Here is a 24,140-nt window from a genome sequence, read left to right as displayed (position 1 = left end):
CAGCCCGACGATCAACCCGAGCACATAATTGGCTACTCCAAAATCGCTGGTGTCCGCTCTGTACGATCACTGGGACACCGTCGAGTGGCTGGCCCAGCTGTCGCGCGAGATGCCGAGCTTTGAAGCGGAGCACGTGCTGGCGGTCGTCGCGCGCCTGGCGCCGGCCGCCTCGCCAGACCAGCAGCAGCAGACGCTGCGCCACCTGGTCAATGCCGACATCCTCCAGGCCCAGCCGCGCGGCCAGTCGTACCAGCTCAACACCTATGTGCTCGAATTCGTCCGCGGCCTGACGCGCGAGCACGAGCTTGGCCTGTCGGCGGTGCTCGGTTCGCGCATCAACGCCATCACCGACGCCACCCGCAAGCTCAACGAGGGCGTGCAGGGGCGCGACATGGACTTGCTGCGCCAATCCGCCAACAAGTTGTCCGAGTTGTTCCGCCAGATCAGCCAGCAGCTCGACGGCGACCGCCACGCGATCCTCGAACTGGCCGAGCGCGCCAAGGCGCAGCAAACCGACATGCCGATCGCCCGCCGCTACCGCGAAGTGCTCGACGCCTACGACAACTACGTCGCGCCGATGGCGGCGATGATGGACAGCGGCCCGGGCGGCACCTTCTACCGTCACCTCGAACAGGCCGAGCATGCGCTCGACAACGCCGTCGATGTGCTGACGGTGCAAGGCGCGCTCTACACTCAGCGGCTGGCGTTGCGCCATGTCGCTTACCACGCCAAGGAATTGCGCCGGCTCGGCCGCGAGGTGCTCAAGCACTGCAGCGATACGCTGTTGCCGCTGCGCGAGGAAGTGCGGCAGCACAACGTGCTGTCGGCGGCCATCAGCGCCCTGCTCGGCCGGGTGCGCAAGCGTGGCCTGAACCGCAGCTTGCCGGTGTCCGAGCTGCCCTTGTGGCGGCGCGAGATGTCGCGCAGCGTGTCGGTCGGCGCCGAGGTGCTGACCATCATGAGCGAAGCGCGCGCCTACGCGCCAGTGCTGGTGGGCTTCCCCGAAGAGCGCGCGGCCGGCGCCATGCCGGCGCTCGACCTGGTCGATGAGCAAGCCCTGACGGCCAGCTTGCGCGCCGCCATGCCGGTCGCCAACCTGCTCGACTGGCTGCGCGCCCATTACCCGCACCTGAACGACGCCACGTTGCTGCGCCTGTACCACGAACTGATCGCGCGCGATGACTGGCAGGCCGTCCAGAGCGGCGTCGCCAGCAGCGTTACCCTCAACACCGTGCGGGTCACCCTGTATCCGCACGCCATCGAAGCCGCATGAATCTCAACTATCCCCCTGCGCCGATCGCGCTCGACAAACTCACTCGCCTCAAGGATCTGTTTGCCATGCTCAACGCCGGACGTCACGTCAACCGCCTGGCCGAGCCGGTCCTGTGGGCCGAACTCGAGCGCGAGGCGGCCCAGTACGAACGGGTGTTCGGCGCGCTCGGCTACGAACTGCGCATCGACGGCCGCGGCTACGCCTGGTTCCAGACCGGCGAAGCGAGCGGCACCGTATCGAAGGCGACGCGCCAGCTGGCGCTGTTGTTCATGCTCATTTTCGAACAGCAGGCCGATGCCGGCCAGCACCTCGGCCGTTTCGTCGAGTGGCGCATCGACCGCCCCTTGCTCACGGCGCTGCTCGACAAGAATCGCGCGCTGCTCGACGCCGAGGGCCTCGCCGAACTCGACGCGTTGCAGCAATTGCTCGACACGGCGGTGCGCTACGGCTTTGCCGACGCCGCCAACGGCGCCTGGCGCCTGCTGCCGGCGGTGTTTCGCTATCTCGACCGGTTCGAAGAACTGGCCGGCAATGCCGATCTCGCCGGCGAATCGATCGCGCTGGCCGCGCAGCAAGGGGAAGCGCCATGATGCAGTACGGCTTCCAGCGCCTGGTCATGCTCGGCAGCGCCGGCTATCAACGCGCCGAACTGCCGCTCGATGCGGCCGTGTCGCTGATCGCGCCGAACAACACCGGCAAGACCAGCCTGATCAATGCGCTGCAGTTTCTGCTCATCGTCGACAAGCGGCGCATGGATTTCGGCGCCCACGACATCGAAAAGAGCCGCCGCTTTTATTTCCCCAACAACAGCGCGTACATCCTGCTGGAAGTGGCCTTGCCGACCACCGGCACGGTCGTGCTCGGCTGCGTCGGCAAGGGAGTCAGCCACGATTACGATTATTTCGCCTACAAGGGCCAGCTCGACATGGAGGACTTTCGCCTGCCCAACGGCAGCGTCGTGACCCAGCCGCAGCTGAAAGCGCACCTGGCGACCCGCGACAAACTGGTGTTCAGCTATTCGTCCGGCGAATTTTCCGACGCCATCTACGGCAGCCGCAAGAAGCGCCAGGACCACGAGCCGGACTTCACCATTTTCAAGCTCGAACATGCCAGCCTGGCCGAGGCGTTCCAGCGCGTGCTCACGCGCACCTTGCGGCTCGACAAGCTGCGTTCGGGCGAGGTCAAGGATTACCTGTTGAGCATCTTCCGGCGCGACCTGCCCGACGCCAACATCGATTTCAAGGCCGAGTGGGACAAGGCGTTTGCCGATGTCAACGCCGACCGCGCCCAATACCAGGCGGCGCTGGCGCACCAGGACGACATCGCCGCGCTGGAACGCGATGCCGGCGAGCGGCTCGTCCTGCGCGGCAAGCTGGTCCACAACCGGCCGCTGATCGACGCCGCGCTGGCCGACTGGGACCGCCATGTGGCGGACGGCGAAACGGGCCTGCAGGAAAGCATCGCCGGGTGCGGCCGCGAACAGCAGCGCCTGCGCGCGCGCGAACTGGAACTGACCGAGCAACGCTTGTTGAAGCGCCAGCGCCGCGAGGAATTGCGACAAGTGGCCGCGCGGCACGCCGAACTGGCGCAGCAGTTCGCCTTGCTGCCCGAGCGCCGCACGCTCGAAGCGCGCCACGCCGAAGCACGCCAGGCGCTCGAGTCGCAGATCGCTCTGGTGCAACAGGCCAGCACGCGCAGCGTGGACGCGATCGAGCGCGAGCGCCGCAGCGCCGAACAGGAACGGGCCGGCTTGCAGCGCGAGCAGGCGACCCTGGCCGACAACCTGTACCTGCGCCTGCAGGCCGCCGTCAGCGCCGACCAGCTCGCCGCGCTCAACGTGCTGCTGGCGCGCCAGGTCATGACCTTGGGGGCGGACCAGTTCACGATCGATGCGCAGCAAGTGCCCGCCTTGCGCGCCGGGCTCGACCGCCTGATCGACGGCGGCCGCATCAGCCTGCCCGGCATCGCCGTGGCGCTCGGCACGCTCGACGCGCAGCACAGCCAGCGCACGCCCGCCGACATTGCCTTGCGCATCGGCGAACTCGATCAGCAGATCGACGACCTGCTCCGGCAGGGCGACACGGCGCGCGCGCTGGACGCCGCCCGCGCCCGCAAGCAGCAGTTCGAGCAAGCGGTACGGCAAATCGAACGCGAGCTCGACCTGTTCGACGAACTCGGCGCGCTGACGCTGTCGGCGGCGCAGCGCGCGGCGGCGCTGGCCGAGGTGTCGGCGGAAATCGACGCGATCGAGGCCGAACAGGCGCAGGCGAACAATGCCGTCCAGCACCAGCGCGAGCTGGAAGCGCACAGCCTGCGTCAGCTCGCCAGCCTGCGCACCGCCCACAAGGAAATCGTCCAGCGGCGCGAGCGCCGCGGCGACACCGCATCGGTGTTTTCCTACCTGGCCGACCTGCCGCAGCAGGCATGGACCGGCGCGCCAGGATTCGCCCTCGAGCAACTGCCCGAGCAGCTGGAAAGCTACAGCAACGATTGCCACCGGTTGTTGCAGCTTAACGAACAGTTGCCGCACCAGGTCGCCCAACTGCATGCCGGCGGCCTGACCAAGTTCAGCTACATGGGTGGCGAGGAGCTTGAAATCGACCGCATGATCGCCTTCGCCGCCCACCTGCCGCAAGAAGCCGAAGCGCTCGAGCGCAAGGCGCGCAGCGCTGTCGTCAACGTCACCGCCTGCCTGCGCGAACTGCGCGACGGCTTGCTCACCTTCAAGAGCCGCATGCGCGACTTCAACCGCCTCATCAGCCGGCGCCAGCTGTCCGACCTGGCCGTCTTCAAGATCGAACCGGTTGACGAACTGGTGCTGGTCGACGCCATCGAACTGTTGATCGGCAAGGCCGAGCAGGTCGACGACGGCGAATCGTTCTCGCTGTTCAACCATGCCAGCGTGCTCGACGACGACGCCCTGAACCGCGCCAAGCAGGTGCTGATCGGCGAGGGCGAAGCGCGCGGCTGCCTGCGGGTCGAGCACCTGTTCCGCCTCGAATTCATCGTCGGCAAGGCCGGCCGCGCCACCGAATCGTTTACCGACATCGACAGCGCGGCCTCGAACGGCACCGTGCTCATGGCCAAGCTGATCACCGGGCTGGCGCTGCTGCACCTGATGCAGGACAAGCGCCACCGCGTGCAGGCGGTGTGCTACCTCGACGAGGCGTCGGCGCTCGACCAGAAAAACCAGCGCAGCCTGATCGAAACGGCCGACGACTTCGGCTTCGCGCTGATCTTCGCCTCGCCTGCGCCGCTGGTGACGGCCCGCTATTGCGTGCCGATCAGCAGCCACGGCGGGTACAACCACATCAGCCGCCAGCACTGGCAATTGCTCGAGCCGCTGGGCGAGCCGGCGACATGAGCCGCGCGCTGGCCGACGCGCTCGACAAGCTGATGAACGTTGCGGCGCCGTGCGCGGCGAGCCTGTTCACGGTGGCGCAGCGCCGCGAGCTGGACCGCTTCGCGCGCCAGACCGGCAGCGTGCGCCTGATCACGCAAGGGCGCGGCGCCAGCTACCTGGTGACCGACGCGGCGCTGGCGCGCGTGCACCTGAGCGCACTGCGGCCGACGGCGATCGCCGCGCTCGACGCCAGTTTGCCGGCGCGCGCCAACAACATCGCCAGGATGCGCGACAGCAAAGGGCGCGGCCACACCCACCGCGCCGGCTACCTGCTGCTGAAAGCGATCGGGCCGGACGTGACGTGGCGGCGCGGCGACGGCGCCGTTGCCGACATCTCGGCCGGCACGACACTATGCGGCGCCGCCGCCATCGCCATCGAGGTGGAGGACGGCTGGCACAGCGACGCGCCCATCTGGCTGGTGGAAAACCAGGCCTTGTTCGATCGCCTGGACTGGCTGCCGGCCGATGCGCATGGCTCGATCGTGTACTACGGCGGCCAGTTGAGCCGGCTACTGCTGGAATGGACGGCGCAGCGCGCGCGCGCCGAGCGCTTCATGTTCTTTCCCGACTACGACGGTGTCGGCTTGCTCAACTACGCCCGCCTGCGCGAGAAGTCGCTGGCGCCGGTGCAATTCTGGCTCATGCCGGACTGGGCGGATCGCCTGCGGCAATATGGCAGCAACAAGGTGTGGCAAAACACGCACCGGGATTACGCCGCCGCCATTGCACGGCTCGCTACGCTCGGCATGCCGCCCACCGTGGTGGCGCTGTGCCAGGCGATGTCCGAGCAAGGCCTGGCACTCGAGCATGAGGCGGTATGGTTGTGACCGCATGCTGCGCCAGGGGTCAGACCCGGTTTTTCTTTGCTTGCAGACTGCGCAATAACACGCGGAACAACCGAGCTAGCTAAGCGATTGGGGCCGCCGTCGATCAGACCGCTGTATGATCTTACAAAATTGACAATCTCTTAAACGGCCAAACAATCGACCCGATGAAATGGCAGACACTGGTCGATACCTCGTTGCACAGTAATCGGCCGCCAGCCGGCCTCACAAACATGACTTTTTCAACTTACCAGCCAGCCCTTCGATCGTTTGGCCCATCGTTCCTTCAGCGGATTCCCGTGCGGTTCAACGCTGCGCTGCTGGTGTCCTTGCTGGTTCACGCGCTGCTGTTGAGCATGGTTATCGGCGGCCAGTCATTCGGGATGCCGGGCTTGAACCTTCCGTGGAAAGAAAGGCGCCTGACGGCCAACGACTTGCAAATTCGTCTTGCAGCGGCGCAGCCCACCGCGGCGCCGTCCACGCCGACCGATACTGCGCTGGCAACGGTGGCCAAACCGGAGACCGCAGCAGCTGACCAGCCCATAGCCGAGAGCAGTCTGCCAGCGTTGTCCGAGTCGACACCTGCCATGAGCCAAAGCGCGGCGCCTCCCGCCGCAATCGCGCAAGCGACGCCCGCGCCGCCTGCGGAGCCAGCCGTCACGGCGCCGAAACGCACCAGCGTGCTCGTGCCTGCTGCGCCAGAAACGCCACCGCCAAAAGCGGGGGCGGCGCCGGCGCCAAACTTCCCAACCCAGGTCATTGAAATGCCCGTGTCCAGCGACAAGGACGCTGCAGCACGCAAGCAGATCGACCAGGAGACCCAGGCGCGTACGCTCGAGCAGGCCAGGCTCGAGCAGGAGAAGCAGAGCGCAGAGCGGGCACGACAGATATCGCTAGCGGCGGCCGCGCAACGGGAAGCGGCGCGGCAAGAACAGCTACGGCAAGACACCGCACGCGCCGATCAAACGGCCAGCAGCGATGCGGCGCGGGTAGAAAACGAGCGTCAGGAACTGGCCCGGCAAGCGACCCTGCGTCAGGAGCGGGCAAAGCGGGACGAAAAGACGCAGCAGGCCGCCGCGCGACAGGAACTGGAACGCACTGACGCTGCGCGATTGGAAGCCGGGAAGAAAGAAGCCGCAAGACAAGAGCAAACGAGGCAAGCCCAGCTTGATGCGGCGCGGCAGACCCAGCTGGAAACCGCGCGGCAAGAGGCCGTCAAACAAGAAGCGGCACGGCGCGACGCGGCGAAGGAGGCGACGAGGCAAGAGGCGATTGCACAGCAGGTGGTCCGTCAGGCGGCGGCGAGGCAGGAGACAGTGCGACAAGAACGTGCACGGCTAGACGCAATAGCGCAGGAAGCGGCGCGGCAGGACGCAGCAAAACAGGAAACAGCGCGACAAGAGCGCTCACGGCAAGACACCATCGCGCAGGAGGCCGCGCGCCAGGATGCCGTAAAGCAAGAAGCAGCCCGACAAGAACGGGTGCGACAGGACGCCATCGCGCAGGAGGCAGCGCGGCAGGATGCGGCAAAGCAAGACGCAGCGCGACAAGAGCGGACCCGCCAGGAATTGGCCCAGCGCGAACGGACCGAACAGGAAGCGAGCCGCGAGGAGCGGCTGCGCGCGATCGGCAAGCAGCTCAACGCGGAAGCGGCCCAGCGCAACGCCGCGGCGGATCCCACGCGTTCGCTGCTGCCGACGGTAAGCGGCCTGCGCCGCGGATGGCTGCTGGGGCGCGCCGATCCGAACAACGACCTGGTCCTGTACGCCGAAGCGATGAGCCGCAAGATCGAGCTCAATCAGACGTTCGACATCGTGCGCGACGCGGTGAAACAGCCGCACGCCAGGCCGATGGTAACGGTGGCCGTGCGCGCCGATGGTTCTGTCGAGAAAGTAACTTTCGACGTGTCCAGCGGCGTTCCCGCGATCGACGCGGCAATCCGGCGAGTTGTCGCCAGCCAGGCGCCCTATCCTGTGTTCACGCCGGCAATCGCGCGGCAGTACGACGTGATCGAAATCCGCCGCACCTGGGCATTCGACACCGCCATCCGCCTGCAGTAGTGCTGCCATTTTGCGGCCGCGCCAGCCATTTATGCGTCACGGGCATGTAAGCAAACTCACCACCTTGTAAGGGGTTGTAAGACTTCAATTGTGCGTACGCCAAGCGCACTTAAAGTTGCGCCTGTCCGCTTTTCTGATTTCGCCGAAAAGCGGACTGAGCCTTCCAACACCATCGCTTTCATGTCACGCCGAAGTGCGTAGAAAGCCGTTTTGGGAACCGAACTGCAACTAATTCCTCGGGGAGACCGACGATGGAAGCAAAAGATTTTATTGTCCTGGCCGAACGGGATGCGATCGTCATCGCGGCCATCCGGCACGCCTTGACCGCCATGGAATTGACCAATGGACTCGTAGTCAGGATGGAAGGCGTTCGTGGAATATTGCACTACGAAGCGCAGATACAAAAGCTGAAGCTGGCGCTGCATCTGATGGGCGTGACTGCAACCGACCATGCCGATGCCATGATCCGCGGTTAGGCGCAAGGCGGATGCCGTCCGGCCCTGCCCGACGGCATCGCTTCTTACATCAGCGCGGTAGCCTGCAGGTGCACCAGCGGAATGCCCGCCCGTTCGTGCCTGATCCAGATGTTTTGCCACGGGTAGATTTCATGGCCTTCGGGCATCCTGTCTTCATAGCCACGGAGCGCCTGGTTTTCTTCCTGCGCAATATAGGTGCGCCTCGCTGTGGACAGCAAGATCTCGTGCACCTTCGGCACCAGCGCGTCCATGTCGCCATTTGCCGCCTTGCACTGGCGGTCGATGAGTTCCCGCATGATGCAGGCGACTGGCACAGCATGCTCCTTGACGAGCCGTTCCTTCCTCGCCTTCGCGGCCAGCGCTTTCGGCGTGTACTGGGCTGGCGCAATCCGTCGTTCCACTTCCAGCCGGTCATGATATTCCCGAATCAGCCGGTTGATGACGAGATGGCAATCATTGCGGGTGCCGTACTTGTCGTTGTCCGGCACGCCCCGTTCCCACAGCAAAATTGCATTGACGATCTGGCAGGCGATGCCATTGAGCGTCAGCCCTTTGCGGCTTTTAGTTTGTTGAACCATATTTCGCGTTCCTGTCGAATAAAACGTAGATGAGAATATTTCCTGGCGCCAATATATACTATGGTCAGCGGCCGTCGCCAGGCTTTTCACTTCAACTTTCACCACCCGAACCAAACCATGGACAACCTGCACTGGCATCTTCCGCTCGAACGATGCACTACCCTGGACGAGATCCGCCGGCAATGGCAGGGGCTGCTCGAACAGCACCACATGACGCCGATGCACAACGTGCCGCGCTACCAGGACGCCATGCTTTGTTTCCTCGCCACATCGGCGCTGGCGCCGCACCTGAAGCTTGCCGCCGTGCTGGCCAACGGGTCCGCGTTCGATTTTGATTTTCGGCTCGCAGTCGGACTGCTGAGCGAACACATCGACGAATTCGACACCGCATGGCCGGAAGCGGTCGCCGACGCCGTCATGGCCAACGGCCCGCGCCTGCCGGTCACGACCAGCGACGCGTGGCTGGGCGCCTTCGTTGCCGGACGCATGGCAGGGCTGCGCGAAACCTTCAGCCATGATGGCACGCGCCCTGACGACTGGCGCTCCGCGTTCTGGAACAAATTCCTCGAGACGGCCTGCCGGCATGCGCAAGATGACGGCGTACGCCTGGCGTTGCAGCACGGCGCCGATCCCCGCGCGGACGGGTATGCCGCGTTGCGCACGCCTGCAGCGGGTGTGCACACGCGTTTCCTGCACGAGGACGGCCACCTGACGCCCGAGCGCACCGATGCCGACTACCAGCGCATCCTGCTGGCGTTGCTGGAGGGCGGCCTCGACCGCGCTGACATGCTGGCCGCGGCGCTGCCGTCAGCCGCGGCAGCCGATAACACGGCCATGCTCGAGTTTCTGCTGGCCGAGGACGCCGACATCCGCGCCGATGGCGCCGCAGCGTTGGCAGCCGCCGCCAGGGACATGGCCATCGACGCCCTCGGCTGGTTGCTCGCGCACGGCGCAAACTTGCACGCAGACGGCGACGCGGCGCTGATTGCCGGCGTCGCCTCGCTCGACGAGGCAACCGTCGAGATGCTGCTGGCGGCCGGCGCTGACCTGCAGGGCGCCGGCGAACTGGCCCTGCGCACCGCGCTGACGTCGCGCCCGTATGACCTCTACTCGGACGAATCCGACCTGGTCGCCCAGCGCGCCGAGATGGTGGCGCTTCTGCTGCGACGCGGCGTGCGCCCGACCGGCACGGAACTGGTCGATGCACTCAAGGATACGGCGCGCGGGCAAGAGCTCATTGACGAGGTGTTGGGCCGTGACGATATCGGCGCGGACCAGGTCAGGCTGCTGCAGGTGCTGGCCGAACAGGCGTTCGGCGCATCTGCCGGCCAGCCGCGGCCAGCTGCCTGACAACCGAAGGGACGCGCCATGAGCATGGATTTTGCCGAACCGCTGCACGTCGACGGCACGCGCTTTTCGATCGATTGCTTCCCGCTCGATGCCTACCTGGCGTTGCTGCCGTCGCGTCCCCGTTTTCGTGGCCGGCCGGGCTGTTCGAACGGCTATTACGCCGATTGGGAACTCCGGCATCGCGGGCAGGACCGCGTCATGTGCCTGACCAGGCTCAGCGCGCATGCGGCCGACGCTCTCGCGCTGTTTCCGCACGCCGAGGACCCAATCGACGCGACGTGGTTCAGCGGGATACTGCGCGCCTCGCGCGGGCGCCGGCGCTACACCGGCTACCCGCCTCAGCAAGTCTGGGACGACGAACTCTATCTCGACATCGCTGCCGGCAAAGTCGTGCGCGAGTGGGCGCTGGACCTGCGCGCCGTGCCGGACCAGACCGACGATGAAGTGCGCCTGTCGCTGCCGAGCTTCCTGTGGCCGGCCCGGCTGCGCGAGGAAGCCGGGCCAGCGGACTAGGCCGCGCCGGCTGCCTCGCAACCCGCGGTGTGCAATCGTTTCCTCACCCTGCCATTCAAGCGCTTCATCCGTGTCAGCCAAATTGCCGACTGGCTGGTCGGCAGTCTGCAAGCAAGCTCGCGAAGCGAGGGACCGCCTTGCGCCGAAAAATTGCCCATGAGATACTTTCTCACTCCCGCCCTACCGGTGAACAGGCAAACTGACCACCCCGGGATGCGCCTTTAGCCGGACTCCTGACCAGGACAACAACATGCAGAAAAATGGCGCCGCCATCGTGTATTCCCCGACCGACCTGACGACGTTTGTCGACAGCCCGTTTGCCAGCTGGATGGCGCGCTTTGCGCTCGAGCACCGGGACCGGGTGCCGGCGGCGGACGCGCCGGATGGCCTGATGACCTTGCTGGCCGAGCGCGGCCTCGCGCACGAGTCGGCCAGGCTGGCACTGTTTCGCGCCGCCGGAAAAAGCGTCCACGTCATTCCGGCCGACGGGCCGCGCGAGGAACGCGCCGCCGCCACCCGCGCCGCCCTGCATGCAGGCGCCGACATCATCTACCAGGCTTATCTGGAGCTGGCGCCGTTTGCCGGCGTTGCCGATTTCCTCGTCAAGGTGGCGGGCCAGTCGGCGCTGGGCGACTGGCATTACGTCGTGTGGGACACCAAGCTGTCGTCGGCCGTCAAGCCGGCCTACCTGCTGCAGATGTGCTGCTACGCCGACATGCTGGCGCCGGTGCAGCAGCGCCTGCCAGAGACGCTGACCGTGGCACTCGGCAATGGCGACGACCAGCCGTTCAAGACCACCGACTACCTGTCCTACTATCAGTGCATCAAGGCCGAGTTCCTGCAGGCGCAGGCGCGCTTCGAAAGCGATGCACCGCCCGACCCGGCCGATTCCGATGCGTGGGGACACTGGTCCGACTACGCCAACGGCCTGCTGCTCGAGCGCGACCACCTGATCCAGGTGGCGAATATCCGCAAGAGCCAGATCGGCAAGCTCAACGCCGCCGGCATCGCCACCATGCGCCAGCTGGCCGAATTGCCGCTGGGCTCGGCCATCAAGGGCATCAACGCGCCGGTGCTCGCCAGGCTGCGCGCGCAGGCAGCGATCCAGTGCGCCAGCGCCAATCTGGAGCGGCCGCGGTTCGACATATTGCGCGCAACCGGCCAGGGGCTCGAACTGCTGCCGCCGCCGTCGGCGCAGGATATCTTCTTCGATATCGAAGGCTTTCCGCTCGAAAAAGGCGGCCTCGAATATCTGTGGGGCAGCACTTATTTCGACGACGACGGGCAGCGCCAGTTCATCGATTTCTGGGCGCACGACGCCGCCCAGGAGAAGCAGTGTTTCGCCGATTTCATCGCGTGGGCCTACGCCCGCTGGCTGCGCGATCCGGGCATGCACATCTACCACTACGCGAGCTACGAAATCACTGCCTGCCGGAAACTGATGGGCCGGCACGGCATCTGCGAAATGGAAGTGGACCAGCTGCTGCGCAACGAGGTGTTCGTCGACCTGTACAAGGTCGTCAAGGGATGCCTGCTGCTGGGCGAGCCACGCTATTCGATCAAGAACGTCGAACACCTTTACCGGCCGAAGCGCAACACGGAAGTGGCCAACGGCGGCGATTCGGTCGTCGTCTACGACGCCTGGCGCAGTCAGTTCGCGCTCGACAACGCCGGCCGCACGCCGCCGCCCGACGCGTGGAAACAGGACAAGAGCCTGTCCGACATCCGCGACTACAACAAGGACGATTGCGACTCGACCCAGGAGCTGGTCGACTGGCTGCGCGAGCAGCAGCAGGTCAACGGCATCGCTTACGGGTCAACCGCCGCGCATGAGCAAGATGCGGCGCCGAAAGTGCACATCGAGCCGCCGCCGCTGCACGCCGACCTGCTGGCGATGGCCGCGCGCGAACGCGACGCAGGCGCTGCCGGCGTACCGCTGGCCGAAACGCTGGCCTGGCTGCTCGAATTTCACCGGCGCGAAAACAAGCCGATGTTCTGGCGACTGTTCGACCGGCTGGGCAACACCGAGAGCGAACTGTTCGAAGACCTCGACTGCATAGCCGGCTGCCGGCGCACCGACCGCGCGCCGTTCAAGTCCAAGCCCGGCGAGCGCAACCTCACGTACGAATACCGCTATGATCCGAACCAGGAATGCAAAGGACTGGCGGGCGCTTACTACGTGCTGGAAGCGCCCGACGCCCAGATCACGGTAGCGGCGATCGACTCGGCCGCCGGCCAGGTGCTGATCAGGACCAGGGCCGAGCCGCCGGCACACATCACGCTCATTCCCAACGAATTCGTCAAGCCCGATCCGATTCCCGGCGCCATCGAGCGCGTGGCGCAAGCCTGGCTCGATGGCGGCGCCGGCACGTCGGCGATCGTCGACTTCCTGCAGCGCCGGCCGCCGCGCATCGCCGGCATTGTGCCCGGCCAGCCGATCGTCACCGGCAATGGCAGCGCCGATCGCCTGGCCGGCATCATTGCAGCCGTGTCCGGCCTGCAGCAAACCTGCCTGACGATCCAGGGGCCTCCGGGCACCGGCAAGACCTACACCGCCTCGCACGTTATTGCCGAGCTGATGCGGCAAGGTAAGAAGGTGGGGATCAGCAGCAACAGCCACAAGGCGATCAACAATTTGCTGATCCGCACGGCCGAGGTGTGCCGCAAGCAAGGCATCGTCGCCGCGTTTGCCTGCACCAAGCATACCGACGCCGTCCTCGACGATCTGGGCGTTGTCGTGCTCGACAATAAATCGCTGGCGGAATGGATCCAGCCCGGCTGCGTGGCCGGCACCACGGCGTGGGGATTTTGCCGCGCAGAGCTGGAGAAGCAGTTCGACTACCTGTTCGTCGATGAAGCCGGCCAGGTCAGCGTCGCCAACCTGGTGGGCATGAGCCATGCCGCCGACAACATCGTCCTGATCGGCGACCAGATGCAGCTGGGCCAGCCGACCCAGGGCACCCACCCCGGCGAAAGCGGCATGTCGACGCTCGATTATTTCATGGGCGCTCAGGCCACCATCGCCGAAGACGCCGGCGTGTTCCTCGACACGACGTCGCGCATGCACCCGGCCGTGAACCGCTTCATTTCCGACGCCATCTACGAAGGCCGCCTGCGCGCCGCCGACGGCAACGAACGCCAGGTGGTGCGCGTGCCCGACGGCTATGCCGGCGCCCTGGACCGAGACGCCGGCATCGTCATCGTGCCGGTGCGCCACGACGGCAACAGCCAGGCCAGCGACGAAGAAGCAGAAGCAATCGCCGCGCTCGCCGCCAAACTGCTGACCCGCACACTGGTCGACAAGAACGGCAACGAGCGCCAGGTCGGCTGGGACGACATGCTGTTCGTCGCGCCGTACAATTTTCAGGTCAACAAGCTGAGGTCACGGCTCGCGCTGCTGGCCGGCGGCGACGCGGCCAAGGTCGGCACGGTGGACCGCTTCCAGGGCCAGGAAGCGGCCATCGTGTTCGTGTCGATGTGCAGTAGCGACGCCAACGACTCGCCGCGCGGCATGGAGTTCCTGTTCGACGAGCATCGCCTCAATGTTGCCGTATCGCGCGCGCAAAGCCTGGCGGTGGTGGTGATGCATCCGGGGCTGGTAACAACCAGGGTCAGTACCCCGGAGCAGATGCGCAAGGTGAACTTGCTGTCGCGCCTGTTCGTGCACGCGTAGGCTTCGCCGGCGCTGCTATGCCGCCACGGCAAAATTGGCCAGCGGGGTATTCGGTTCCTTGACCGATCTTGCCGGTGTTCCGAAGGCGCCGGAAAATCCGTTCTCGGCCAGTTCGCGCAAAGGCCTGGTCGAGTCCTTCATTTCGAACGCGACGATCGCCCACGTCGCGCCGTTGTAGGGCGCGCTTGTAATGTCGAGACCGCCATCACCGGGCGCGTCCTCGATCTTGAAGAATGCGCTCCACGGTTTCTTGTCCTTCTTGCTGGCGCACATGGCCATGTAGGCGCCATGCGTCACATGCCCCATGACGCGTTCGCGGATGTTCGACGAGTGGCCGCGGTAGATTGCCTTCAGGCCGCTGCCGGGCACGCCGAAGCTCGAGGCGCCGGCGCCCGGCACCGCGTAATCGGTCATGATGACATACACGCCCTGGCCCGACGGCAGCTGGGCGATGCGCTTCGCCACCGCCTCGGCGCTGCAGCCAGGCGACGCAAGCAGACGCGACACAATGCCATAGCCTGCCCGCACCGGTCCGTTGTCGCCAAACGGTGGCACGACAGCGGCGCGGAAATACTCCGCAAACCTGTTCTCGATTTCGGTGGCCAGCGCGCTTTGCCGCTCGATGAATTCGCCCATCAGATCTTTCACGTTCATTCCCTTTGCGTTGTGCTTAAAAAGCGATCATATCGCAAAATTTTCTAGCTGAAAATGTCAGCCGGCAGCGCATTGCCGATGGCGCTCAGCCACGCCTGCGCTTCTGCGTTGCCTTGCCCGGCCGACGCGCAGTACAACGCGAGCGCCCTGGCATAATCTTGCGCAACGCCGCGGCCGTGCAGGTACAGCGCCGCCAGATTGCACTGCGCTTCCGCGTTGCCCTGCCCGGCCGCCAGGCGATACCACTCTGCCGCCCGGGCCAGGTGGCCGCCGCCGGCCTGGCCATGCTCGACCATGACGCCGAGGCTGTTTTGCGCCGATGCGTTGCCCTGCAGTGCCGCGCAATAGAACCAGCGCGCGGCCCGCGTGGCATCCTGCTCGACCCCGCGGCCCAGGTCATACATCACGCCCAGGTTAAATTGCGCCATGTCGTTGCCGCGCGCCGCCGCCAGGCGGTAGCAGCGCAAGGCTTCGGCCAGGTCGAACCGGCCCGCATCAGGGTCGTCGTGCAGCGCGCCCAGATCAAAGAGTGCCGCCGATTCGCAATCAATCATCGGCGTTGTCCTTCGCCGCATCGGCGGTATTCCAGCCGTCCTGCTGCACCGACATCTCGCCAAGATCGACCGTCTGGCTTCCGCAGTGCGCCTCGGCGCTGTTGCCGTACGGGCCGCCGAACCAGACGTGAATGGAGTAGCCGGGCGGCTCGCATCCCTCGTCGAAATGCGCCGCGGTGATTGGCGCCACCAGCGCGCGCACGCGCTCGACCTGCTCGGGTGAAATCGTAATCAGCATGGGTTCCTCCTGTTTTGTGCAGGCTTTCATCATATGGACCAATGCGACAAGCCACGTCGCAAACGCCCCGGCCAAGCCGGATGTTTGCTACATTGTCGGCTGGCAACCAACTCGGACACAGCGCATGGCGACGAATCAGCACACCCTCCTCCGGCAATGGCACATGCTGCACATGATTCCGCGCGCGCCGCGAAAAATCACGGTGCAGGACATCCGCGACCGCCTGGCGATCGAGGAATTCATCGTCACCGAGCGCACCGTGCAGCGCGACCTGCAGGAGCTGCTGCAGGTATTCCCGCTGGTGGTCGATGACCGCGACAAACCGTTCGGCTGGAGCTGGCGCCACGACTCACCCAACTTCGACCTGCCCGGCCTGTCGGTGCCGGAGGCGCTCACCTTCACCCTGGTCGAACAGCACCTGGCCAATGCACTGCCGCCTGCCACGCTGGACGCCTTGCAGCCGTATTTCAAGTCGGCCGGGCAGGCGCTGCGCGCCATCGAGACCGATGCGCAAACCAATACGTGGCTCGACAAGGTGCGCACCATCAGCCCGATGCAGCCGCTGATTGCGCCGCAAGTGGACCAGCAATGCCAGCGCGTGGTGTACGACGCGCTGATGCGCGACCGGCAGCTGAAGCTGGCCTACAAGAAGCGCGACGTCGCTTCTGCCGTCGTCTACGAAGCGGTCCACCCGCTGGCGGTGATCCAGCGCGGCCCGCTGATCTACCTGGTGTGCCTGTTCGCCGACTACGACGACGTGCGCACGCTCGCCATGCACCGCGTGCAATCGGCCGAGATGCTGTACCTGGCCAGCCGCAAGCAGGCCGACTTCTCGATCGACGCCTATATCGAGTCGGGCAACCTGGGCGTGCGCAACGGCGATCCGGTCGAGCTCAAGGCAGTGTTCTCGCGGCGCGCGGGAGAGCACCTTCACGAGACGGCGCTGTCGAGGGGCCAGCGGCTGGTGGAGCTTGACGACGGCCGGCTCGAACTGACCGCGACGGTTCCCAATACCAGGGAACTGCAATGGTGGCTGCTGGGGATGGGGGACGGCGTCGAGGTGCTGGCGCCGGCATCACTGCGCGCGCAGATCAGGGAAATGGTCGGCAAAATGTCGCATATATATAGCGCCGGCGGCTGACGGGGCACCTGCGACGCGGATTGTCGGCGCTTTACAGCCGCGCATGCGGGGGCCAACATGCAGCTGCTGCCGGCCATCTACTCGCATGAACAGCAGCTCGCCATCGTGCAAACGCTGTATCAGTGCTGCGAAGATTATTTCGTCAGCGCCGTCAATCGCTTCGGCGAACAGCATCGCACCGAGCTGCTGACGCCATGCTGGGACAAATTCCGCGAATGTATCGGCGCCTGCCTGATGCGCTTTCGTGCTCCGGCGTCATGCCACGAGCGCGAATGGATAGCGATCGCGCTGGGTGCGACCGCGCAAGCCGACGATGGGATCAACTTCGTCGTGGTCGACAATCGCCTGGTGGCGGTCGTTGCGATCGATATCGGCGCGCTGCCGCTCGACGTCATTGCGATTGGCGCGGCGCTGCCATTTGAATCGACGCGGGAAGCGCTGTCGGCGTTCCTGCGCCGCCAGCGAACGCATGGCGTGGCGATCGTGCGCGCATCCTCGCTAGCGACATAGCTTGTCGCTACCCGCGCCAATAATGCATACCTGTTCAACGACATTGACTCTATGCCAAACGACACCTCCCGCAATGCCCGCGAGCGCGAAGACGCCGCCAACCTGCACGTCCTGATTGCCGCCGTCCGAATTTCGCTGGCCGAGCAGGACAGCGTCAACGGCCACTTCCACGACGAGCTCGGACGTGCGCTGCGGCCGGCTGCCATGGCGGCGCGCGCCGAATTCGACGCCCTGCCGGCGGTGGAATACGGACCGGAATGGATCGCACTGTTCGACGCCGCCGCTGCCGGCACCGCGCATGACTTGCACCTATGGCTGGGCAAGAAGCTGTCGAACACGCCGGCAGCGCTGGAGCCGATGTACCGCGCCGTTCTCGCAGCGCTCGGAGCTGGCCGCGGCGCTGCCGGTTTGGGCATCGGCGACAACCTGCGCCAGGTGCGCGCGCTGTTCGATCTCGACGACACCGAGTACCTGCTGCTCGAGCTGGCCGCAGCGTGCGAACTGTCGGTCGGCGGATTGTCGTGCCTCGACATCGGCACCCCGGTGGAGCGGGTCTACCGCGCGCTCGCCGCCGCCACTGGGTCCACCGCGGAGCAGGTACGGGGCGCGCTCGCTCCCGGCGGCCGCCTGTACCAGGCCGGCCTGCTGCCGCCGTCGCTGGCGGACGATCGTTCGCTCGGCCAGATGCTGCACCTGTCCGCGTTCGGCCGGCGCCTTTTCGAGCAGCCGCGCGCCAGCGCCGAAGCGCTCCTGCTGGCGATGGTGGAACCAGTTGCCAGGCCTGCCGAAGCGCCCCTGCAATGGCCCGGCCTTGAAGACGAGGAACGCATGGTGCACGCGATAGTGGAAACCGCGCTCGCGCGGCGCAGTGCCGGCATCCACATCCTGCTGGTGGGCGCGGCGGGCACCGGCAAGAGCGCATTCGCCCGCCACCTGGCCGGCCGGCTCACGTGTCCGGCATACCAGGTGCCAGGCAGGGACAAGGAAGGCAGCAGCGCCTCGCGCATACAACGACTGACCGCGCTACAGGCCGCAGGCCAATTGCTCGGCCCCGCCGCGCCGGCGCTGCTGGTGGTTGACGAGGCCGATGGCGTATTCCCGGATGCAGCCGGCGGATCGCGGCGCATATCAGTGCCGGGCGCGATCGGCAGCCAGGCGTGGTTCGACCGCGCGATGCCGACCAGCGTCCACCCGACGGTATGGATCGTCGCCGAGGCAGATGGCCTCGACCTCGCCCCGTTCACGTTCTGCCTGCGCTTCGACACCCAGCACATCCAGGTACGCCGCCAGATTGCGCAGCGCCTGCTGGAGCCGGCCGGCGTCTCCGGTGCGGCCATCGCCGCGGTGGCGCAGCGGCGCGACTTTTCACCGCGGCTCCTTGCGCAGTGTGCGCGGGCGGTCGGCCTTGCGGACGGCAAGGCCGGCGCGCACGACCGCGTGGTGATGACGCATCTGAACAGTCACGCCGGGGTCTTGCAGATTTCCGCCGGCGGCGCGTTGCCGCAGCCGGTGACGCCCTTCGATACCGGCTACCTGCACCTTGAAGGCGCCTTCACCGCTGCCCAGGTGATCGATGCGATCGCGCGCAATGGCGCCGGCACGGTGCTGATGAACGGACCGCCCGGCACCGGCAAGACGCAGCTGGCCCGCCAGATCGCCGACAGCCTGGGGCGCGAGCTGCTGTACCTGACGGCGTCCGACATCAACGTAAAGTGGTTTGGCGAATCGGAGCGGAACGTCGCGCGCCTGTTCAGCGAATGCGATCCGAAATCGCAAGTGATTTTCCTCGACGAGGCCGAGACCGTGCTGGGCGCGCGCGACGCGGCGGCGCATCGCTGCACCGAAACGGTCACCGCTGAATTCCTGCGCCAGCTCGAACCGTTTGCCGGCGTCTTCCTCTGCGCGACGAACCACGCAAGCCGCCTGGATAATGCGTTGCTCCGCCGCTTTACGTTTCGGCTGGAGTTCAAGCCGCTCACCCTCGCGCAACGGGCGCGCATGCTGGGCGACCTTCTTCATGAGCCGGTGCTGTCGCGGCCATGCCTGCAAGCGCTGGAAGCGATGGACGGCTTGACGCCAGGTGATTTTGCCAATGTGCGGAAGCGATTCGCGTTGCTCGGGTGTGAGGCTGGCGCGGATGAGTGGCTCGCCGAACTGGCGTTCGAATGGCGGGCCAAGCCGGACCGCGGATCTGGGCGGCGCATGGGCTTTTTATAGCGACTGGGCAGAAAAGGCCGCAAGGGTACGTTCGAGCGCGCCGTCGAGCCGGTAGACGTCGTCCGGAAACAGCGGCCGCCCGTCGACATCGATGATGGCCGTGGCGTAGAAGATCACCACCGGCATCGACGCCTTCAGTTGCACCGTGCGATTCGGGCCGGGCGCCATCGCCGCGTCGATCGCTTCTGGCGTCCAGCCGGCCTGGTCGCCCAAGACGAAGTTGGCCAGCGCCACAGTATCCTCGACACGAATGCAGCCATGACTGAAGTCGCGCCGTGAACGCGCGAATAATGCGCGCGCCGGCGTCGAGTGAAGATAAATGTTCATCGTATTTGGCAAGCCGAACTTGATGCCGCCGAGCGCATTCTTCGGGCCGGGCCGCTGGCGCACCCGCATCTTGCCTGAGCGCAGCGCGGCAAGTGTGGCCGCATCGACCATCTGCGCGCCGGAGCCGGCTACTTCCATGTCGTTCTTGACTAGGTAGCCCGGGTCCTTCAGCACCGCCGGCAATATTTCATCGCGCAGGATACTGGGCGGAACGTTCCAGTACGGATTGAACTCGATATAGCGCAGCGTGCCGATGAACAACGGCGTCTGCGTGCGCACCGCCTTGCCGACGATGACGCGCGTTGCCAGCACCGGCGCGGCGCCGGCCGCTTTAAACGCCCACAGCCGAAACGACGGCAGGTTGACCGCGATGAACGGTCCGCCCGACAGGTCCGGCAGCCAGCGCAGCCGTTCCATCGACAGTTCGATCTGACGCACGCGCGCCGACAATGGCACGTTCAACGCCGCCACCGTCTGCCGACCGAGCTTGCCGTCTGCGTCGAGACCATGCCGATCCTGGAAGCGCTTGACCGCCTGCACCAGTTCGGCGCTGTAGGTGCTGGCCGGCGTAACGGCCTCCGGGGCCAAGTCCCCAAGCAGCGCCAGGCGCGCGCCCAGCTCAGGCGCACCGGCGTACGCGGCGCCGACTTCGATCGCGCGGGTGGACGGGATCGCAGGGACGGCCGCGCTCGGCAATGCAGCGAGCTTGCGGTATTCGGCCAGCGCGGCCTTCAGCCGCTGATACACCGCCAGGCGCGGCTCGGCCGCCTCGACCGCCGCTGCCAGATTGCGATCGGCCAGCGCTTGCTGCAGCAACTTGACCGGATCGACCACGCGCGCCACCGCAAAGTCGGAGCGGACGCGCCCGGCGTGCAAGTCGGCCAGGTAGCGCAGCAGCGCCAGCGTCAGCGCGGCGTCCTGGTCGGCGGCCTCGTCCGCGGCCACTGAACCGTGCGCGCGCATGCGTACCGCCAACGCGCGCGGATCGTAATCCTGCGCCGCCAGACCGTGTTCCTCGGCCTTGCCCAACAACGCCTGCGCTTGCGCCGCCGCCCCACCCGTCCAGGCCGGCGCATAGTCGCGCGCGCCGTAGAAGCGTTCGAGCCATGCCCGTTCGTCGTAAGGCGATGCGGCAGTGCGGACGGCCTGCGCGTATTCGCTGGCCAGTGAACGGATGCGTTCCGGCACCGAACCGGCCCAGGCACACTGCGCTGCCAACAGGAGCGCCGCGAGCGCACAGCATCGGCGTAGCAAGGCGTCGCCGCCTCGGAGCACTGACAGGCGCGAGATGTCTATTTCGGTCTTCATCGGCAATGAGTTTGATCAATATCAATGCGTCGTAGTTTTCCACAAGTAAGGCGGAATAATTGTGACATGCATCAAATTTTGACCAATCGGCCCCATCAGCCCGAGGGGCGCGACCACTAATGCAAGTCGACGCGCTTGCCCATCGCAAGCAGTGTCATCTTAGCGGCCAAAACCAAATCTCCGCTGCGCCGAAATAGCAGTGGCCTTTGCACGTCAGGAAGTTATATTCGTTTGGCGAGACGACGTCGATATGCCCTTGATTGTCGCCGACACGCGTTGGATAAAGGCGCCAGAACGAAACGATCCCGCACCGCATCCCGATACCCCTTTCGGCGGCAGGCGAGCCTTTGAATTTTTCTGGTGCCCCGAGCATATTCCGTCGTGCGAGAATCATCGACAGACGCGCCTGACCAGGCTCGATCAAGCGCCCCTTCAGCGTACCTTTCCTGATACTCATTCGCCCTGGAATCCGGACGCCTGCACTGGCAAGCGCGATGCTGACCCGAATAGCGCAGGTATTTTCATAATTTCCATTGGTAACCAAGTCCTCCCATCCGATAATGCTAAAAAGTGCTGCCGTATCGTGGGGAGGGCTTGTCGGATAGCCAGCGGCGACCGCCGCAAATCGAGGTTTCATTGCAGTCTCACTGATTGGGGTTGGGCGAGGTGTGACAGGGATACTTCTTGATGAGAAATTCGAGCACCAGCGGCGCTGCGGTGCCTTTGAGGGTAGCCGCCGGCAACTTCGACAGTTCCAGGATCAGCTCGCTGTCTCGCTCATGCGGCTTCCAGCGGCCCGTGTAACACCAGAGTTTTCCTTCTGTCGCGTCGTTGATGCCGTCCAGGTATCCCTGCGCGAGCTGGTGGTACGTGTATGTGCGGCCGCTCATCTTCCCGTACTCTTTCGGCGGCCCGAGGAACTGATCAACAAGCTGTTGGCCTGTCATGCGGGGTGCAACTTTGGCAGGTTGCGCAGCACACATTGGGGTAAGCAGACTTAGAAAAATCAGTATGCAAACGGTCGATTTCATTCGGCTCTCCGGTCGGTCTGACTCAGCATCATGCTGCTGTCGGGAAACCTCTACTTGAGCTAACGCAATGACCGAAGTAGGCTGGCGCCGCCGCTATCTCTTTGGCGGATAGAGAAGAATGCATCTCGAGCGGCCCCATAAGCCAATAGGCCATTGACGACGGCCAATCCTCCGGCTCCATCCAAGACCGACAATGCAGACGTCCAAAAAATTCAGCGACGCCATGAAAACTTCAGAGAATTCCCTCGCCGTACCCATAGCGCTTGTCCTGTGCGCAGTAATAACGGCGCTCGCGTTGGCCAAGTCTTCATATTCAGACGCGCAGCAACAGATAGAATTCCTCAGCGGCTTTTACAAAGCCTATCTCTCCCGGCCTCAGATTAGGGCGCATTTTGATATGCGGCCCGGCGCGTTCTACTCGAAACACGCGGACGCGGCGATTACCACCAACAAGCGCCTCTGCAGCACGCTGTCCAGGGGCGACGAAAAGTGCGGATATGCTGTTTGCGGTGACAACGTCCTGAACGCACACGAGATCGCACCCGATCTGAACTTCCAGAAGTCCCAGTTCAGGGCAGTTACGATCGGGCATCGATACAATCGACGTTTCCTTTAACGTTTGGCCGCAACAGGGGGAATCTGAGCAGCGCACACTGCGGTACCTGCTCGTGAGGGAAGACGCGGGCTGGCGGGTTAATGACGTCATTGGCCGGGGCGACAAAGGCTTCGCGGCGCAAGACTCGATGCGCCATTGGATCAATGAGGAAAATGCGCGCGTACTGGAGCAGGCGCGTGACGTCTCGGCAGTTCTCAGCTGGGTTTTCGTCCACCTGAGCCAGGCCGAAATGGTGGATCGTGTCGACCGCTTCGTGGCCTTCCCGCTTCAGCTTTGCGACGCGGCTGGAAGCTGCCAGTCTGTGGCACGAAACGATACAAGGCTACTGAAAACGCTCGTTGTGCTGCATCGGCGTACTACCAAACTAACAATGAGGACACCAGCAAGTGGAACAGTCACTTCCCAGCGAAGCCGCAGCGCCCCATCGAAGGCATGACGTTGAAGATGGACGCGATTGAACTTACCTTCCAAGGCGATGCCTGGTGGGTGACGAAGATTGAATTGCGCGCGCTGGGGCGGACGCTTCCAGGGCGCAGCCGCGACCCGATTCGCTCGAACCTCTCCCGCTAATAATGCAGCTTAGCCGGTATCTCCACACCGAATCAATCTCACTGGGCCGGTTGGTGTCACCACCCCGATCCTCAACGTACTCTTCTTCAGCCCCGCGAAATCCCTGTCCCTCCGCTAACCCACCTCTCGACTTACCCCATTTTTCACCGATGGCCGCCGGGCGACATACCATGGCAAAAAATGGGTCGCAAGCATATCGCTTGACCATGAACTCTCAACGTAGTTAGGTGGTAAGCGTCCAGCCCATCCACCTTCCATTGCCGATGTGAGGTGGCCATACTCCATTTTTCAAAATGGAGATCTGGGATGGCGGATACAGACGAGCGGCATTGTGGGAAGGGCGCGTAGCGCAGTGGCGCGATAGCGGTCAGTCGCAGCGAGCCTTTGCATTGAATCATGGCTACCCCCAGCGGCAGCTGAACTATTGGGCCCGCCGCTTAAGCACGGTCGATGCGGCGCCGGCGCTGCTGCCGCTCTCGATCCAGCATCCCGTCAGCACCGCACCGGCAATCAACTTGCGCAGCCCAAGCGGATGGATCGTGACGCTGCCGCCGGCGTTGCCGACGAGCTGGGTCGCAGAATTGCTGCGCGCTCTGGCATGAAGCTGCAGGCAGCGTCATTCTTGTTGGCCACTCAGGCTGTGGACATGCGCACCGGCATCGATGGGCTTTCGCTACATGTGCAGCAGGCGTTGGGCTGCGCCCCCTGCGACGGCACGGCGTACGTGTTCAGCAACCGACGCCGCACTCGTTTGAAGCTGGTCTGCTGGGATGGCAATGGCGTTTGGATGTGCCTGCGTCGACTGCACCGCGGTCAGTTCGTCT

23 protein-coding genes are annotated in these 24,140 nt (G+C 65.0%); 16 read left to right on the top strand and 7 right to left on the bottom strand.

From position 1 onward, the window contains the following. Nucleotides 1–28: 28 nt before the first annotated feature. The 6 genes from ACP7DD_RS20460 to ACP7DD_RS20435 all read left to right on the top strand — a co-directional run bounded on the left by ACP7DD_RS20460 (nt 29) and on the right by ACP7DD_RS20435 (nt 8,036). Entirely contained in the window at nt 29–1,273 is a 1,245-nt protein-coding gene (locus ACP7DD_RS20460; RefSeq protein WP_426176664.1) for a hypothetical protein, read from the top strand. After that, the gene (locus ACP7DD_RS20455) at nt 1,270–1,863 is read left to right on the top strand and encodes a condensin complex protein MksE (protein ID WP_426176663.1); all 594 of its coding nucleotides are present in this window, start codon (nt 1,270–1,272) and stop codon (nt 1,861–1,863) included. Before ACP7DD_RS20460 ends, ACP7DD_RS20455 begins: the two co-directional genes overlap by 4 nt. Further along, nucleotides 1,860–4,637, top strand: a complete 2,778-nt coding sequence (locus ACP7DD_RS20450; RefSeq protein WP_426176662.1) for a hypothetical protein — start codon at nt 1,860–1,862, stop codon at nt 4,635–4,637. The genes ACP7DD_RS20455 and ACP7DD_RS20450 overlap by 4 nt, the downstream gene beginning before the upstream one ends. Further along, entirely contained in the window at nt 4,634–5,503 is an 870-nt protein-coding gene (locus tag ACP7DD_RS20445) for a hypothetical protein (protein ID WP_426176660.1), read from the top strand. Before ACP7DD_RS20450 ends, ACP7DD_RS20445 begins: the two co-directional genes overlap by 4 nt. A gap of 230 nt (nt 5,504–5,733) precedes the next feature. Continuing rightward, nucleotides 5,734–7,560 carry a TonB C-terminal domain-containing protein gene (locus ACP7DD_RS20440; protein WP_426176659.1) on the top strand — a complete coding sequence of 609 codons (1,827 nt, stop codon included), beginning with the start codon at nt 5,734–5,736 and terminating at the stop codon, nt 7,558–7,560. Between the two features lie 251 nt (nt 7,561–7,811). Beyond that, nucleotides 7,812–8,036: a hypothetical protein gene (locus ACP7DD_RS20435; protein WP_426176658.1), complete on the top strand. Its 225-nt coding sequence runs from the start codon at nt 7,812–7,814 to the stop codon at nt 8,034–8,036. Nucleotides 8,037–8,080: 44 nt separating this feature from the next. Here ACP7DD_RS20435 and ACP7DD_RS20430 read toward each other — a convergent pair whose 3' ends face one another. Beyond that, complete coding sequence (locus ACP7DD_RS20430; protein WP_426176657.1) at nt 8,081–8,614, bottom strand: hypothetical protein; 534 nt, start codon at nt 8,612–8,614, stop codon at nt 8,081–8,083. A 117-nt stretch (nt 8,615–8,731) separates the two neighbouring features. Between ACP7DD_RS20430 and ACP7DD_RS20425 the strand changes: the two genes are divergently transcribed. The 3 genes from ACP7DD_RS20425 (at nt 8,732) to ACP7DD_RS20415 (ending at nt 14,150) form a co-directional block, all read left to right on the top strand. Continuing rightward, nucleotides 8,732–9,964 carry a hypothetical protein gene (locus tag ACP7DD_RS20425; protein WP_426176656.1) on the top strand — a complete coding sequence of 411 codons (1,233 nt, stop codon included), beginning with the start codon at nt 8,732–8,734 and terminating at the stop codon, nt 9,962–9,964. Nucleotides 9,965–9,982: 18 nt separating this feature from the next. After that, nucleotides 9,983–10,477, top strand: coding sequence for a hypothetical protein (locus tag ACP7DD_RS20420; protein ID WP_426176655.1), 495 nt, complete (start codon nt 9,983–9,985; stop codon nt 10,475–10,477). Nucleotides 10,478–10,727: 250 nt separating this feature from the next. Further along, the gene (locus ACP7DD_RS20415) at nt 10,728–14,150 is read left to right on the top strand and encodes a TM0106 family RecB-like putative nuclease (protein WP_426176654.1); all 3,423 of its coding nucleotides are present in this window, start codon (nt 10,728–10,730) and stop codon (nt 14,148–14,150) included. Between the two features lie 15 nt (nt 14,151–14,165). On the opposite strand, the gene ACP7DD_RS20410 is transcribed toward ACP7DD_RS20415, so the two are convergent. Genes ACP7DD_RS20410 through ACP7DD_RS20400 form a run of 3 tightly spaced genes read right to left on the bottom strand, consistent with a single transcriptional unit; the run spans nt 14,166 to nt 15,596 of the window. Continuing rightward, entirely contained in the window at nt 14,166–14,798 is a 633-nt protein-coding gene (locus ACP7DD_RS20410; protein WP_426176653.1) for a hypothetical protein, read from the bottom strand. A gap of 50 nt (nt 14,799–14,848) precedes the next feature. Beyond that, nucleotides 14,849–15,358, bottom strand: coding sequence for a tetratricopeptide repeat protein (locus ACP7DD_RS20405; protein WP_426176652.1), 510 nt, complete (start codon nt 15,356–15,358; stop codon nt 14,849–14,851). Beyond that, nucleotides 15,351–15,596 carry a hypothetical protein gene (locus ACP7DD_RS20400; RefSeq protein ID WP_426176651.1) on the bottom strand — a complete coding sequence of 82 codons (246 nt, stop codon included), beginning with the start codon at nt 15,594–15,596 and terminating at the stop codon, nt 15,351–15,353. The genes ACP7DD_RS20405 and ACP7DD_RS20400 overlap by 8 nt, the downstream gene beginning before the upstream one ends. Before the next feature lie 124 nt (nt 15,597–15,720). Between ACP7DD_RS20400 and ACP7DD_RS20395 the strand changes: the two genes are divergently transcribed. The 3 genes from ACP7DD_RS20395 to ACP7DD_RS20385 are packed head-to-tail and all read left to right on the top strand — an operon-like array spanning nt 15,721 to nt 19,464. Beyond that, nucleotides 15,721–16,737 (top strand): helix-turn-helix transcriptional regulator, encoded by a 1,017-nt coding sequence (locus ACP7DD_RS20395; RefSeq protein WP_426176650.1) that lies wholly within the window; start codon nt 15,721–15,723, stop codon nt 16,735–16,737. A 57-nt stretch (nt 16,738–16,794) separates the two neighbouring features. After that, nucleotides 16,795–17,247: a hypothetical protein gene (locus tag ACP7DD_RS20390; protein ID WP_426176649.1), complete on the top strand. Its 453-nt coding sequence runs from the start codon at nt 16,795–16,797 to the stop codon at nt 17,245–17,247. A gap of 51 nt (nt 17,248–17,298) precedes the next feature. Beyond that, nucleotides 17,299–19,464: an AAA family ATPase gene (locus ACP7DD_RS20385; RefSeq protein WP_426176648.1), complete on the top strand. Its 2,166-nt coding sequence runs from the start codon at nt 17,299–17,301 to the stop codon at nt 19,462–19,464. Here ACP7DD_RS20385 and ACP7DD_RS20380 read toward each other — a convergent pair. From ACP7DD_RS20380 to ACP7DD_RS20370, 3 genes are all read right to left on the bottom strand, one after another. Beyond that, nucleotides 19,459–21,009 (bottom strand): L,D-transpeptidase family protein, encoded by a 1,551-nt coding sequence (locus ACP7DD_RS20380; RefSeq protein ID WP_426176647.1) that lies wholly within the window; start codon nt 21,007–21,009, stop codon nt 19,459–19,461. The genes ACP7DD_RS20385 and ACP7DD_RS20380 overlap by 6 nt on opposite strands. A gap of 244 nt (nt 21,010–21,253) precedes the next feature. After that, nucleotides 21,254–21,736 (bottom strand): T6SS effector amidase Tae4 family protein, encoded by a 483-nt coding sequence (locus tag ACP7DD_RS20375; RefSeq protein ID WP_426176646.1) that lies wholly within the window; start codon nt 21,734–21,736, stop codon nt 21,254–21,256. A gap of 7 nt (nt 21,737–21,743) precedes the next feature. Continuing rightward, nucleotides 21,744–22,130, bottom strand: a complete 387-nt coding sequence (locus ACP7DD_RS20370; protein ID WP_426176645.1) for a Rap1a/Tai family immunity protein — start codon at nt 22,128–22,130, stop codon at nt 21,744–21,746. 193 nt (nt 22,131–22,323) lie between these two features. Between ACP7DD_RS20370 and ACP7DD_RS20365 the strand changes: the two genes are divergently transcribed. The 4 genes from ACP7DD_RS20365 to tnpB all read left to right on the top strand — a co-directional run. Then, entirely contained in the window at nt 22,324–22,746 is a 423-nt protein-coding gene (locus ACP7DD_RS20365; RefSeq protein WP_426176643.1) for a hypothetical protein, read from the top strand. A gap of 438 nt (nt 22,747–23,184) precedes the next feature. Next, the gene (locus ACP7DD_RS20360) at nt 23,185–23,316 is read left to right on the top strand and encodes a hypothetical protein (RefSeq protein ID WP_426176642.1); all 132 of its coding nucleotides are present in this window, start codon (nt 23,185–23,187) and stop codon (nt 23,314–23,316) included. Between the two features lie 293 nt (nt 23,317–23,609). Then, nucleotides 23,610–23,918, top strand: coding sequence for an IS66 family insertion sequence element accessory protein TnpA (tnpA, locus tag ACP7DD_RS20355; protein WP_426176641.1), 309 nt, complete (start codon nt 23,610–23,612; stop codon nt 23,916–23,918). After that, the coding region (gene tnpB, locus ACP7DD_RS20350; RefSeq protein ID WP_426176640.1) for an IS66 family insertion sequence element accessory protein TnpB at nt 23,849–24,140 on the top strand (292 nt) is incomplete at its 3' end. The genes tnpA and tnpB, both read left to right, overlap by 70 nt.

Origin of the sequence: Massilia sp. TWR1-2-2, assembly GCF_049897565.1 — a bacterium.
GTDB lineage: Bacteria > Pseudomonadota > Gammaproteobacteria > Burkholderiales > Burkholderiaceae_D > JAFCUW01.
The sequence above is the reverse complement of the archived record's forward strand: the minus strand, read 5'-3'. Positions and strand labels throughout refer to the sequence as shown.